This is a genomic window from Paracoccus versutus (assembly GCF_029909795.1).
GTDB lineage: Bacteria > Pseudomonadota > Alphaproteobacteria > Rhodobacterales > Rhodobacteraceae > Paracoccus > Paracoccus versutus.
In genome coordinates, this window is record NZ_CP038197.1 from 828,286 (window position 1) to 841,135 (window position 12,850).

15 protein-coding genes are annotated in these 12,850 nt (G+C 63.8%); 12 read left to right on the plus strand and 3 right to left on the minus strand.

Features of this window, described 5'->3' with window-relative positions:
* Positions 1-153: 153 nt before the first annotated feature.
* The 8 genes from E3U25_RS15225 to E3U25_RS15260 all read left to right on the plus strand — a co-directional run bounded on the left by E3U25_RS15225 (position 154) and on the right by E3U25_RS15260 (position 7,626).
* Positions 154-2,418, plus strand: coding sequence for an adenosylcobalamin-dependent ribonucleoside-diphosphate reductase (locus E3U25_RS15225; RefSeq protein ID WP_116222284.1), 2,265 nt, complete (start codon positions 154-156; stop codon positions 2,416-2,418).
* A gap of 568 nt (positions 2,419-2,986) precedes the next feature.
* Positions 2,987-4,081 carry an AAA family ATPase gene (locus E3U25_RS15230; RefSeq protein ID WP_116222283.1) on the plus strand — a complete coding sequence of 365 codons (1,095 nt, stop codon included), beginning with the start codon at positions 2,987-2,989 and terminating at the stop codon, positions 4,079-4,081.
* Between the two features lie 102 nt (positions 4,082-4,183).
* The gene (locus E3U25_RS15235; protein ID WP_116222282.1) at positions 4,184-4,657 is read left to right on the plus strand and encodes a DUF6634 family protein; all 474 of its coding nucleotides are present in this window, start codon (positions 4,184-4,186) and stop codon (positions 4,655-4,657) included.
* A 1-nt stretch (position 4,658) separates the two neighbouring features.
* Entirely contained in the window at positions 4,659-5,477 is an 819-nt protein-coding gene (locus E3U25_RS15240; protein WP_116222281.1) for a metallophosphoesterase, read from the plus strand.
* Position 5,478: 1 nt separating this feature from the next.
* Positions 5,479-5,886, plus strand: coding sequence for a hypothetical protein (locus tag E3U25_RS15245; RefSeq protein WP_116222280.1), 408 nt, complete (start codon positions 5,479-5,481; stop codon positions 5,884-5,886).
* Complete coding sequence (locus E3U25_RS15250) at positions 5,879-6,082, plus strand: hypothetical protein (protein WP_116222279.1); 204 nt, start codon at positions 5,879-5,881, stop codon at positions 6,080-6,082. The genes E3U25_RS15245 and E3U25_RS15250 overlap by 8 nt, the downstream gene beginning before the upstream one ends.
* A complete protein-coding gene (locus E3U25_RS15255) occupies positions 6,079-6,996 on the plus strand; it encodes a hypothetical protein (RefSeq protein WP_116222278.1) in 918 nt (305 codons plus the stop codon). The genes E3U25_RS15250 and E3U25_RS15255 overlap by 4 nt, the downstream gene beginning before the upstream one ends.
* A 321-nt stretch (positions 6,997-7,317) precedes the next feature.
* Positions 7,318-7,626, plus strand: a complete 309-nt coding sequence (locus tag E3U25_RS15260) for a hypothetical protein (protein WP_116222277.1) — start codon at positions 7,318-7,320, stop codon at positions 7,624-7,626.
* Between the two features lie 415 nt (positions 7,627-8,041).
* Here E3U25_RS15260 and E3U25_RS15265 read toward each other — a convergent pair whose 3' ends face one another.
* Positions 8,042-8,596, minus strand: a complete 555-nt coding sequence (locus E3U25_RS15265) for a prepilin-type N-terminal cleavage/methylation domain-containing protein (RefSeq protein WP_116222276.1) — start codon at positions 8,594-8,596, stop codon at positions 8,042-8,044.
* 447 nt (positions 8,597-9,043) lie between these two features.
* Here E3U25_RS15265 and E3U25_RS15270 point away from each other — a divergent pair, with 447 nt between their 5' ends.
* Complete coding sequence (locus E3U25_RS15270; RefSeq protein WP_240540203.1) at positions 9,044-9,445, plus strand: ATP-binding cassette domain-containing protein; 402 nt, start codon at positions 9,044-9,046, stop codon at positions 9,443-9,445.
* Positions 9,442-9,600 (plus strand): hypothetical protein, encoded by a 159-nt coding sequence (locus E3U25_RS15275; protein WP_166435546.1) that lies wholly within the window; start codon positions 9,442-9,444, stop codon positions 9,598-9,600. Before E3U25_RS15270 ends, E3U25_RS15275 begins: the two co-directional genes overlap by 4 nt.
* A gap of 67 nt (positions 9,601-9,667) precedes the next feature.
* On the opposite strand, the gene E3U25_RS15280 is transcribed toward E3U25_RS15275, so the two are convergent.
* Both E3U25_RS15280 and E3U25_RS15285 read right to left on the minus strand, forming a co-directional pair.
* Positions 9,668-10,411 (minus strand): MBL fold metallo-hydrolase, encoded by a 744-nt coding sequence (locus tag E3U25_RS15280; protein WP_116222274.1) that lies wholly within the window; start codon positions 10,409-10,411, stop codon positions 9,668-9,670.
* 155 nt (positions 10,412-10,566) lie between these two features.
* The gene (locus E3U25_RS15285) at positions 10,567-11,109 is read right to left on the minus strand and encodes a cysteine hydrolase family protein (RefSeq protein ID WP_116222460.1); all 543 of its coding nucleotides are present in this window, start codon (positions 11,107-11,109) and stop codon (positions 10,567-10,569) included.
* Between the two features lie 94 nt (positions 11,110-11,203).
* Here E3U25_RS15285 and E3U25_RS15290 point away from each other — a divergent pair, with 94 nt between their 5' ends.
* Together E3U25_RS15290 and E3U25_RS15295 are read left to right on the plus strand one after the other, a co-directional pair.
* A complete protein-coding gene (locus E3U25_RS15290; protein ID WP_116222273.1) occupies positions 11,204-12,166 on the plus strand; it encodes a GlxA family transcriptional regulator in 963 nt (320 codons plus the stop codon).
* A gap of 19 nt (positions 12,167-12,185) precedes the next feature.
* On the plus strand, positions 12,186-12,584 hold the full coding sequence (locus tag E3U25_RS15295; protein ID WP_116222272.1) for an Ivy family c-type lysozyme inhibitor: 399 nt from the start codon (positions 12,186-12,188) through the stop codon (positions 12,582-12,584).
* The last annotated feature ends 266 nt before the right edge of the window (positions 12,585-12,850 follow it).

Here is a 12,850-nt window from a genome sequence, read left to right on the forward strand (position 1 = left end):
TGCGCAAGCCCCAGGCAGCTGCCGCAATATCTGGAAATTGGTGCCGGTTTCGCCTATATTCCTGAGTCCTCACCTTTCCGACTTTAACCGGACGCGCGCGGCTGTATAAGACCCGCTCGCCCCGTTTCCGACCCCAAGCCAAGGACACCCGCCATGAGCCGATTCTCAGCCCCTATCGCCGAACAGATCTGGGACATGAAATACCGGCTCAAGGACGGCGGCGGCCAGTCCATCGACCTGTCGGTCGAGGACAGCTGGCGCCGCGTCGCCCGCGACCTCGCCCGCGTCGAGAAGGATCCGGCGCTGTGGGAGGACCGCTTCTATGCCGCGCTCGAGGATTTCAAGTTCCTGCCCGCCGGCCGCATCCTGGCCGGCGCCGGCACCGGGCGCGAGGTGACGCTGTTCAACTGCTTCGTCATGGGCACCATCCCCGACAGCATGGCCGGCATCTTCGACATGCTGAAAGAGGCCGCGCTGACCATGCAGCAGGGCGGCGGCATCGGCTATGACTTCAGCACCATCCGCCCGCGCGGGGCCGAGGTGAAGGGCGTGGCCGCCGACGCCTCGGGCCCGCTGTCGTTCATGGATGTCTGGGACGCCATGTGCCGCACCATCATGTCCGCAGGCTCGCGCCGCGGCGCGATGATGGCGACCATGCGCTGCGACCATCCCGACATCGAGGCCTTCATCGAGGCCAAGCAGGACAGCGCCCGGCTGCGCATGTTCAACCTGTCGGTGCTGGTGACGGATGCCTTCATGCAGGCGGTCAAGGCCGACGGCCCCTGGGATCTGCAATTCGACGGCAAGATCTATCACACCGTGCGGGCGCGCGACCTGTGGAACCGGATCATGCGCGCGACCTATGACTATGCCGAGCCGGGCGTGATCTTCATCGACCGCATCAACCAGCAAAACAACCTGGCCTATGCCGAGACGATCGCCGCGACCAATCCCTGCGGCGAACAGCCCCTGCCGCCCTATGGCGCCTGCCTTCTGGGCTCGGTCAACCTGGCCCGGCTGGTCGAGGCGCCCTTCACGCCCCAGGCCCGGCTGAACCCCGAGGCGCTGGACGAGCTGGTCCGCACCGCGGTGCGGATGATGGACAACGTGGTCGACGCCTCGAAATTCCCCCTGCCGCAGCAGGCGGCCGAGGCGCAGGCCAAGCGCCGCATCGGGCTGGGCGTCACCGGGCTGGCCGATGCCCTGCTGATGCTGGGCCTGCGCTATGGCGCTGCCGACGCGGTCGAGCAGACCCGCGTCTGGATGAAGGCCATCGCGCGCTCGGCCTATCTGGCCTCGGTCGACCTGGCCAAGGAAAAGGGTGCCTTCCCGCTGTTCGACGCGCAGAAATACCTGGCCTCGGGCTTCATGCAGCGCATGGATGCGGATCTGCGCGAGGCGGTGGCGCAGCACGGCATCCGCAATGCTCTGCTGACCTCGATCGCGCCGACCGGGACGATCAGCCTTTACGCCGGCAATGTCAGCTCGGGGATCGAGCCGGTCTTTGCCTATGCCTATACCCGCAAGGTGCTGCAAAAGGACGGCTCGCGCACCGAGGAAGAGGTCGTGGACTATGCCGTGCAGATGTGGCGCGACCTGAAGGGCGACGCCCCCCTGCCCGAGTATTTCGTCAACGCCCAGACCCTGGCGCCGCTGGACCATGTCGCCATGCAGGCGGCGGCGCAGGAATGGGTGGACAGCTCGATCTCCAAGACCATCAACTGCCCCGAGGACATCTCCTTCGAGGATTTCAAGGACGTCTACCTGGCCGCCTGGGACAAGGGCTGCAAGGGCTGCACCACCTATCGCCCGAACGAGGTCACCGGCTCGGTCCTGTCGGTCAGCGAAAAGGCCGAGGAGGCGCCGCAGGCCGACAAGGGCGCCGACGTGGTCTACCTGACCGAGCCGCTGGACCGCCCGGCGGCGCTGGAGGGCGCGACCTACAAGCTGAAGTTCCCCGGCAGCGAGCATGCGATCTACATCACCATCAACGACATCGTGCAGGCCGGCCACCGCCGGCCGTTCGAGGTGTTCATCAACTCGAAGAACATGGAGCATTTCGCCTGGACGGTGGCGCTGACGCGGATGATCTCGGCCGTGTTCCGGCGCGGCGGCGACGTGAGTTTCGTGGTCGAGGAGCTGAAGGCGGTGTTCGACCCGCGCGGCGGCGCCTGGATCGAGGGGCGCTACGTGCCCTCGATCCTCGCCGCCATCGGCGGGGTGATCGAGCGCCACATGGTCGCCACCGGCTTCCTGGCCGGCGAGGGCATGGGGCTGAAATCCGATCCCAAGGCCGAGGTCATGGCCGTGGGCGAGCGCCCGCGCGGTCCCGCCTGCCCGGCCTGCGGCCAATACGGCATGCGGATGATCGAGGGCTGCATGACCTGCCCGTCCTGCGGCCATTCGAAATGCGGCTGACCGGCGGCTGATAGGTGTGCGGCCAAGCATAAAATGAGCCTTACCCGGACTCTTTGAGCCTTTTTGCAAGCATAAAGTGAGCCCTGGATTTTCCAGTGCTTATTTTTATTATATTTATCAATACCCTGATGGATTTTGTTCTTTCAGGCTTAGCGACCACTCCAGGTCGGCTTGATGAGGGCGTGGACCTGTTGACGAACCGGGTATGAGCCCGCATCGTCCAGACACCCGCTCCGGGATCAGCAGCCGGTCACACCGCCCTACCGCCCCCGAAGCCTCACGTATTGTCACCATTACCACCGGAAAAGCGCCCGCTTTTCCGACCAGCCCAGTCTTGCCTCTGAAAGGAGGTCCGCTCATGTCCCCGATCCGCGCCATTCCTGGCCCTCCTGACCAATCAGATCACCCTTCATCTTTCGATCCGTGATCTATGCAGGCGGCCGTAGGCAACCGGAGGGCTTCAGCGCCCCGCCTGATCCTCTCTGCCGTCTGACAATCATCATCGCCACCATTTCCTACGACCGGTCTTTCCGGCCACCGGTCCCGCTTTGCCAAAAGGAATCCCCCCATGTCCCGTATCCCATTCGCCGAAGCCAGGTTTTTCAACCTCAATGACACCCGCAGCGCCCTGGAAACCCGGTTCGAGACCTATCTGCGACGATTGCGCGGCCGGCGATCAGGCCTGCCGCCGGAAGATCTCGGAAACGAATGCGATGCGCTCCCTGACCCGTTCTGGAAGGTTAATCTCTCGGGTCCGGAACAGGACCGGATCCGTCGCCGGGCCCGCCGAATCTTTGAACGTCGCAAGGCCGCAAGTGGCCTCGAGCATCTGAAGAAAGATGATCGTGAGCGGCTGGAGGTGCTGAAAGATGGCGCGCGGCTGATCAGTATCCCCAGTGAACATCGTGCCGATGAGATTGCCGCCGCCATTCACGAAGCTATGCCTTGGATGGCGCCGGCCACCGAGGTCATCTGGCACGGGATGCGCCGATCCATGCGCGAGGGCTTGCCGGGGCTCAAGGTGGAGTCGCTTAATCTCACCGGCCCGTCGGGCATCGGCAAAAGCTATTTGGGCCGGATTCTTGGGAAGCTGCTGGCCGCGCCCACCACCGTGATCGAGGCGACCGGCGAGAACGCCAGTTTTGGCGTGGTCGGTTCTCAGCGTGGTTGGGGCGGTTCCCACCCGGGCCGCCTGATCGAAACCGTGCTGCAAAGCGGCGTTGCCAATCCGATCATGGTGATCGACGAAATCGAAAAGGCCGGTTCCCCGGAGTCGATGAAGGGTCAGACCTTCGGCCTGGCTGAAGCATTGTTGCCCTTGCTGGAACCGATGACCGCGAAGCGCTGGAGCTGCCCCTATTACCAGGTCAAATTTGACATGTCTTGGGTCATCTGGATCCTGACCTCCAACGACTACCGGCGGCTGCCGGAACCGCTGCTCAACCGCTGCCCGCCGATCCGGCTGCGCCATCTGACCGTGGCGGAACTGTCCGGCTTTGTGCGCCGCGAGGGCAAGAAGCGGGCCCTGTCCGAGACATCGATCGAGACGATCTGCGAGGTTCTCGCTCACCCGTCCCTGCAGCAGCATCGTCCCAGCCTTCGGGTTGCGTCCCGCATGTTGCAAAACGCCGCTGATCTCGAACAGAGGCCGCCGCTCCACTGAGCGTGGCACCTACGCCCTTTCCTTATTTCCCTGAATCCAACGCGCCTGCGGCATCGCCGCAGACGCCCCCTCCCTTCATGCCATCGAAACGGAGACATCATCATGAAACTCTCGCCCAGCGACCGTGAATGGTTCGACAAGGTGCTGCGCGCCATCGCCGCCGTCGAGGCCGGGCCTACCGAAAAAGATCTCGCGGATGCGCCGATCCTGTCCGACTGGAAGGCGGCGATTTCGCCCGGCGGGCATGTGATGTTGTGGGGCGAGGTGACCGATCACCCGCTCCTCGGCAATGCAAGCATCCACACCTCGCAGCTGATCGCGATCGATCCCGAGGCCGGCTGGGCCCGGACCGCATCGCGCTGGTATCGGCTCGGCCGATCCATCGACGCCCTCGAGGCGGAACTGGCTGAATCCATGAACGGAAAGGCGAAGCTCGCGGGCTCCTTCCAGTTCGCCCTGCCGGGATTCGCTAACATCAACGATCCGGAGCTGCTTCAGAAGCTTCTGACCGCATATATCGCGCAGGTGCGCGGGATCGACGCGGCGGACCGTTCCGCCTCCGGGGAGGAGGAGTGACATGCACTGGTTCACCGCCGATCCGCATTACAGCCATGACCGGATCATCGGCTTCTGCGACCGTCCGTTCCCGGACGTGGCCGCGATGAATGCCCACCTGCTGGCCGAGTGCCGGGCACGGGTCGGGCCGGATGACGATCTGTGGATTCTGGGAGATTTCACCGCGGGAAGATCAACCGATGCGCAACGGCGTGAGGTGCGCACCATTTATCATGCCCTGCCGGGCCGCAAACACCTGATCCGGGGCAATCATGACCAGGACTGGGTCTGCAACCTGCCCTGGGACAGCGTCGCCGAGACCGCCGACATCGTCGTCGACAAGCGGCGGCTGTTTCTCTGCCACTATCCGATGATCACCTGGCCCGGCGCGCGGCATCAAGGTCTGCAGCTGTTCGGCCATGTCCATCAGAACTGGTCAGGCTCCCGCAACAGCGTCAACGTAGGCGTTGATGTCTGGAACTTCAGACCGGTCACGCTGCCGGAAATCTTGCGCCGCGCTGCCAAACTTCCGGTCAATCCTCTTTGGGACCAGGTCGAACCCGGCCGCGCCTGGCCCACGGTGCTGTGCGCGGGCTGCGGCCGGATCCTCGACCCGTCGCTGGTCTCCGGACATGCCGTGGTGCGCAACAGGCGGATCATCGTCGCGGATACGAACGAGACGATTGTTCTCATGGGGGAGGCCATCCGCAGATGGTTGCCGGAGGGCCGACATATCTGCCCGGAATGCATCGGCGGCTATCTTTCCGTCAGCGAGGTCACGCTGCCGGCCGGATTCAGCTTCGACGAGATGCGGAACCGGGCAGTGCCCAAGGGGAAATAGGATGCCCCAAGACAATTCCACCGACAAAGCCAGCGTCGAGGACCGCCTCCTTGCCAGCATCGAGTTGATCGATGCGGCGCAGGCCTGCGCGCTGTTGCGCATCGAAACGGAGGAACCGGAAGACGTCCTGCAGGCCATGGTCCGCGAGGGCGCCGTCATCACCCTGGTTCAGAACGGCAGGACCATGTTGCCGCGATTCCAGTTCGATGTTGCGAACGGCCGGATTTTCGATGTGGTCGGCGCCATCCTGAAGCTCAGACCGGCTTGCATCAGCAATCTGAGAGTGGCCTACTGGCTGACCCGCGCCCATGTCGATTTCGGCTGCGCGCCGGCGCAACGGTTTGGCCATGATGACGCGGCAGTCGTCGTCGCATTCAGGCGATATATCGAGCCGGTTCGGCATGGTTGACTTTGACGAGGCCGGGAAGCCCCGCATCCCGATGCGCGGGATGATCGATCCGAATGGCCTGCCGGACGCCGACAGGGCCAGGGCCGCGCTGGCGACGATGCGCCGCCGCGCCCAAAGGGGCGATCCCGAGGCCGCCCTTCATATCCTGAACCATATCGTTCCGGACATCCCGCCGGACGAGGAGGCCCGGTCATGAGCAATGATCGAAACCCGCCGGTCTGGACCGGCCCGGTGATCCGCTTCATCGAAGCCAGCCTTCCCATCCTTGATCGCAAGGGCGGGGAATGGGACCATATGTTCACCACCGCTTATCAGTTCGGCTGTGACGCTCTGATCGCCCTCGGCCGGGCGGAGGAGACCGGGCGCGGCGCAAGACCGTTGGCCCGCCGCCGGTTGCCGGAGGTGCTGCCCAGATGGGACGATATCTGCGTCACCGTGCTCAGCCTCGCGAGTCAATGCGGGCTGCTGTCATACAGGCTGCCGGACGGGCGCGAATCCCCCGAGGCCGCCGAGTGGTGGGGTCGGCGCGAGGACGAGATCGTGCCACCGCCGAACATCATGGCCGCGCATGGGCTCGGCCCGGCCTGGGCCGCCCCGGAGGTGCTGCTGGTGCTGCGCGCGCTTGGCCTGGTCGGTTCCGGCCAATGGACCGCAGCCGCAGAGCCGGTGCTGTGGCGCGAGGATCCGCAGGAATGGCGCCTCGACATCGCCGCCGATCCGCGCTTCCGGCTGGCGCTGGATCGGGCCATCGATGAAATGCCTGCGGATATCCGCCGCGAGTTGGACCGGCTGGTGACCATCTCCGAGGCGGACGTGACGGAGGGGCTGATCCGGCGCGAGGCCCATCAGGAGGGGCTGCGCGCGGAACTCGGCGCCGACCTGGTGATCTGCCTGCCACTTACCCGCGAATCGGTGAAACAGGTGCTGGTTTTCGTGCGGAATCGTGAACTGGACTGGCTGTTCTTCTCGAACTGGCGGCTGCCGGATGGCTGGCTCTCGCCGCCCGCGCGGAGGCGGGCGATGGAGATCTTTCACGACAGCCTCGCTATCCGCATGCGCAGGGCCGTCGTCACCCGGCTATACCCGGACCGACCGGAGTTTTCGGAATGAGGTCTGGAGGCCGGTCATACGCGTCGAAGACCATCACATCAGCGCGTAGTTGAGGGCGGAAGCCGCCGCAAAAAGCGGCACCGTCAGCGCTGGATCGGAGAACGGCGGCGGCTGGGACCGACTCTGATCAAAATAGCTGTTTGCCACCATCAGCGGTGTGAGAAATAAAATCGACCGACATGCCGATCATAACAAAATGATGGTCGCAAAACAATTTATCATATCACGGAATCATCAAGCTTAAGAACGTCTCATTTAAGCGCCGCTTTGTCTTTTCGTTTGAGCATGGGATAAATACTGATCATCAGAGGACACCGCCCCATGCGCACCCGGATAGAAAAGCTCAGCGACCAGCTTCACCAGGAACTCGAACGCATCCGTGACTATTGCTCACCCGCGGACAATCAGGGGGCGTTGAGGATCGCCTGGGAGGCGGCGCCGGATGCGGATGTCCGGATAGCCACCGCGATTACAAGGCTTAGCCTGGAGGAAATCCTTTACCTGGTCTGCGATCAGCGGAAGGAGGAGATGTTCATGGAAATGGTCCGGGAATGTGTCGACGATCACATCTGGACGAAAGAAGTATCTGACCGTCTGGGACCGGTCCATGATCTCTCACCCTCATTGTAAACCCTGAAACGCCTCGTTTCATCCGTCGCCAGTCGTTAGCATCCCACGGCAGGGATTGCCGATCGCCACCCGCAAAAGTGCTTCGGGAGCGACCCAATGGAAGGAGAGCACATCCTGCGTGCCCACGATGATGCCACCGCACCCTTTTTATCATGAACCGTCGCTCAACCCCTGACGCCTGACAGCGGTTCATCGAGATTATCATACCCATTCCGCATCATGGAAATTGTGGGTTGATTGCTATAACAAAGATCGCTCGAGTTCCATCCGATGGAGAAAGGCGCCATTTGACCAGCCTGGATCTGGTCAAGCAATCCCCCGCACTGATCCTTGTTATTGAAAATAATGGTGTATCCGGGCCTGGTTTTGGTGACGTTGAAGGATATTCAATTGAACCAGGTGCCGGGGATCACCATCAGCCTCCCTGCCCTACCTCCCTGCTTCCGTAGGACACATAGAACATGCCCTTCCCATCGGTGATGGCGCATCCCCGGAACCGGAAGTTGCCGAGACGGGAGGTGTTTCCGGCAAGCATCCGGCACAGCTGCGGCTCGAGATCGGTCAGCTCGATGCGGTATAGCTCAATGATGTCGCCCGAGCGGAGTCGCATTCCTCGGAAAGCGGAGGCCGGCAGCCCGGACCTGCCGGCGAATACGGATGTTTCCAGCGGGCTGGCCGCGTCCGTATTCAAGATCAGCCAGTTTCTCCTGGCCGTCCCCGCATATTGCGCAGCAACCTCCGCCCGGATCATGCCGATCCTGGTGAGGGCGTCGCGCATCTCGTTGTCGCGGGAGAGCTTCTGAAAATACAGGAGCCCTCCCACGATCAGGCCAAGCCCGATCGCGATGACCAGTGTGATCTCGATCAGCGTGAATCCTTTGGTCCGCCGCTTGAGAACGCCTTTACGCGCTCTGGCCCCCCGCATCCGGATAACCGGTGTCGTCAGTGGTTGCCCTGCTCCATCGCTCATGTCGACCTCTTTGTCGAAGACAGCCCCGAGAATTTTTGCGTCATCGCTTCATGCTGAGGCATGTTATAGTAAATACGCTTGTTGGCTTTCATGTTTCCGCCTCGGAGGAGGGTTTAGTCCTCCGTGATTATATAGAGAGGCGATGGAAATCCCTACCGGCGATCGCGCAGTGCAATCCTGAAAATGTGGATAACCTGCCGCCACGACACATACCCGACACTCTTCCTCTCGACTGTCACCCTCGTCGTAACCGTCTTGTTCTGGCTGGGAGGCGAAGTCCTGACGCCAAGCCGGTCCGGCCTCTGAAGTGCCCATCCGACCAGAGGCTGGATTCCTTCTGATCCGGCGCGCCGCGTCATAAGCCTGACATGAATTCGCTTTACGAGGCGCTGGACAGACCCAAGGGATCGCGCGCTTCTGTGACTGTTTCTCATTCTTCCTCGGCCATTGCGGCCGTCCTATGGCAAGGCGCAGATCCTGCGCGGGATCGACCTTTCGCTGGACGCAGGCCAAACGCTGGCGCTACTGGGGCCGTCGGGTTGTGGCAAGACCACACTTCTGCGGCTGGTGGCCGGGCTTGTGGCCTCCACGGCAGGCGAGGTTGCGATTGACGGTCGCCCGGTCGCCGGGCCGGGCCTGTTCCTGCCCCCGGAAAAGCGCGGCCTTGGCATGGTGTTTCAGGATTACGCATTGTGGCCGCATCTGACGGTGGCGGGCAATGTCGCCTTTCCGCTGGAAATGGCCGGGGTCGCCCAGCCCGACCGCGACCGCCGCACCCTGGCAGCGCTGGAACGTGTGGGGCTGGCGGGCGAGGTCACCGCGATCCATTACCGCGACACCGCCTATTGATTCCGGCGACCGCCTTTACCATCGCGCTGATCGGCGGACAGATCCCCAGCCCGTGGGAGGTGGCGGGCGTGGCGCTGGTAATCGCGGCCCTTCTGCTCAACAGCTTCGGCGGTGTCCGCACGGTTCCTGCCGCGCCGGGTCGTGCCGCCGGCTGAGACCCGTGTCCGGGCTCTGCAGTGGATCGCTTCGCCTACGGGGATCCGACCCGCGGGCGAAACGGGCTTACAGGGTGACGGTTTCCCCATCGCCCGGCGTCAGCAGCCGGTCCAGGAAGCCGTTCTCCTGCGCAAAGGCGCGCAGATCGGCGCGGCTGACGGTGCAGTGGTTCACCGCCTCCATATGGCTGGCGATCAAAAGGGCTTCGGAAGCGGCCTGATGGACGGAGAGCACATCCTGCGTTCCCATGATGATGCCGCCGTCGATGCCGGTGATCATGGCATAGCCGGTGTTCAGGATCGCCACGTCCGGCCGATGGGTGTCCAGGGCGGCCGCCACATCGTCCTGCCAGATCGTGTCGCCGGCGAGGTAGATGGTCTTCTGGCCTTCCTGCCTGAACACGACACCGCAGGCCTCGCCGAGAAGATCGCCGATTACCACATAATGCGCCTCGGTTCCGTGGCGGCCGCCGGTCTTGATGAGCTGAACGCCGTTGAAGCTGGAACTGTCCGACAGCACCCGCACATCGGTGAAACCCTGGCCGCGGATGGTTTCCGCATCCGCCTCGTTCTGCGCAAACAGGGGGATCGCTTTCGGCACCAGGTTGCGGGCGGCCTCGTCCCAGTGGTCTTCGTGCAGATGGGTCACGATCACCGCGTCCACGTCGAGGATCTCGTCCATCGTCAGCGGCAGATGCACCAGCGGGTTGCGCTCCTCGCTGTTCACCGATCCTTCAAAGCCCGGCCAGGCATGGCGGTCCGACAGCATCGGATCGACCAGGAAGCGGGTGCCGGCATAGTCGACATGCAGCGTGGCGTTGCGATCTGGGTGGTCCTCGCCCCCGGCCGGGAGGCGCCGGCCTCTTGCGCATGGCCGGCCAGGGCGGTTGCGGCCAAGGCCGCGCCGGACAGGGCGAAAAGCTGCCTGCGTGTGGTCATGATGGAACTCCTTTCCTCGATGCCGGTTCAGCGGGCGATGAACGCGTCGGTGCCGGTGACCTCGCCATAAAGGAAAGCCAGCGCGGCCATATAGGCGGCATGGACCTGTGCGGCGGGGGTGGTTACGCCGTCGAACTCCAGGTCGCGGGTGGCGCAGGCGTCGTGGATGGTGGTGGTCTGATAGCCCAGGTCATTGGCCGCCCGCACCGTCGCATCCACGCACATGTGGCTCATGGCGCCAATCACCACGACCTCCTCGATGCCCTTGTCCTTCAGCATTTCGTCCAGCCCGGTCTCGCGGAACGAGTTCGGGAAATTCTTGGTGACGACCGGTTCATCGCCCTGTGGCAGGACGGCATCGTTGATCTGCGCGCCGTCGCTGCCGGGCACGAAGATCGGCCCGCCGGGCATCTCGTGACGGATGTTCACCACCAGATCGCCCTTGTCGCGGGCATGGGCGACGACGCGGGCGGCGTTGGCGGTGGCGGCCTCGATCCCCACAAGGGGGAAATTGCCCTGCGGCCAGTATTCGTTCTGAAGATCGACGACGAGAATGGCGCGTTTCGACATGTTCTGTCCTTTCGGTGCGGATTGATGCTTGTCCCGGATATGGTCCTCGGCGACAGTTGCGGCCATTGGCGCAACCGACAGAAACAGGGGCGATATGGACAATCCAGAGGCCAGGATCGGAATCCTGCTCTATCCCGGCGCGCAGCTCTCGGCCGTCGTGGGATTGACTGATCTGTTTCGCATTGCGGCCAGGATCTCTCGGGAGGAGCGCCGGTTGCGGGTCTTCCACCTTCGCGTGGAAGACGGCGCATCGGCGCAGGTCGTATTCGACAGCGATCCGCAGGCGCCCGCGCGCAAGGCCGCCCCCTGCGACGTCCTGATCCTGCCGCCCTCGCTGGAGCCGCCGATCAGCGCCGAGGCCGCCGCCCCGCTCGCCCGCTGGCTATGCGACCGCCATGCCGAGGGGGCGATGCTCGCCTCGGTCTGCGCCGGCGCCTTTCTGCTGGGGGAAACCGGGCTTCTGGCCGGGCGCGCCGTGACCACGCATTGGACCTATGCGCAGGCCCTGCAGGACCGTTTTCCCGACGCGCGGGTGGATACGGACCGGCTGATGATCGACGGCGGCGACATCATCTCGGCCGGTGGGCTGATGTCGTGGACGGACCTGGGGCTGATGCTGGTGGCCCGCTTCCTCGGTCCCGTGGTCATGGCGGAAACCGCCCGGATGCTGCTGGTCGATCCGCCGGGGCGCGAGCAGCGCTATTACAGCGGCTTCGTGCCCCGGCTGACCCACGGCGACGCGGCGATACTGAAAGCGCAGCACACCTTGCAGGCCAGCGAGGGCAAGGAGGCCCGCCTTGCCGTCCTGGCCACCGAGGCCGGGCTGGAGCCCCGCACCTTCCTGCGGCGCTTCCAGAAAGCGACCGGGCTGACCGCGACCGATTACGCGCAACGCCTGCGGGTGGCCAAGGCGCAGGAACTGCTGCAATTCGGCCAGCAACCCATCGAGCGCATCGCCTGGGAGGTCGGCTATTCCGACCCCGGCGCCTTTCGCAAGGTCTTCCTGCGCATCGTCGGCCTGCCGCCGGGCGAGTATCGGCAAAGGTTCCACGCCTGAACCGATGCGCTCAGTGGCTATGGCCGATATGGCCGGACGGCGCAGCCGGGATGAGGCCGAAGCTGTAGCGAAGCAGCTCGACGCCGCCGGTATCTGCTATCCGGCCGAACAGAACCCGTATTACTGCAACGGTGCCCCGGGCGGCACGACGGACATCGGAAGATTCCATGACGTCACAAACTCTGCCGGTATCCGGCCTCAAATTGACCGGCTGATCGCGGGACAAGACAAATGGGTCGACTTCGTCGTCACGAAGAGCGGGGTCGAGGGGCCCGGTTTCATCCGGGAGATCGCCGGACAGCCTTGGCAGCTTTATTCGACCTGCCGCGCACATACCTGTTCGGATCAGGCCATCACCGTTCTGGGCCAGATACCTGAGGCAGCAAGATCGGTCCTGATCGACGCCCATCGCCAGTGATCTCCATCGCCGCCCTCGCATAGAGCGAGGGCGGCGATACAGGGGAATCTCGTAAGCTGGAAACCGGGTTGGGTCCGCAAGCCAAACCCGGCCTGCCCCCAGACGGCCCGCATTCCCATAATCGGGCAATTGTCCGGCCTTCCCATAGTCCGGCGTCAGCAGCCGGTCTAGGATAGCCGTTCTCTTACGCAAAGGCGCGCAGGCCGGCAGGGCTGACGGTGCAGTGGTTCTCCGCGAACCGACCGCTCCAGCACCGCGTAGCCACA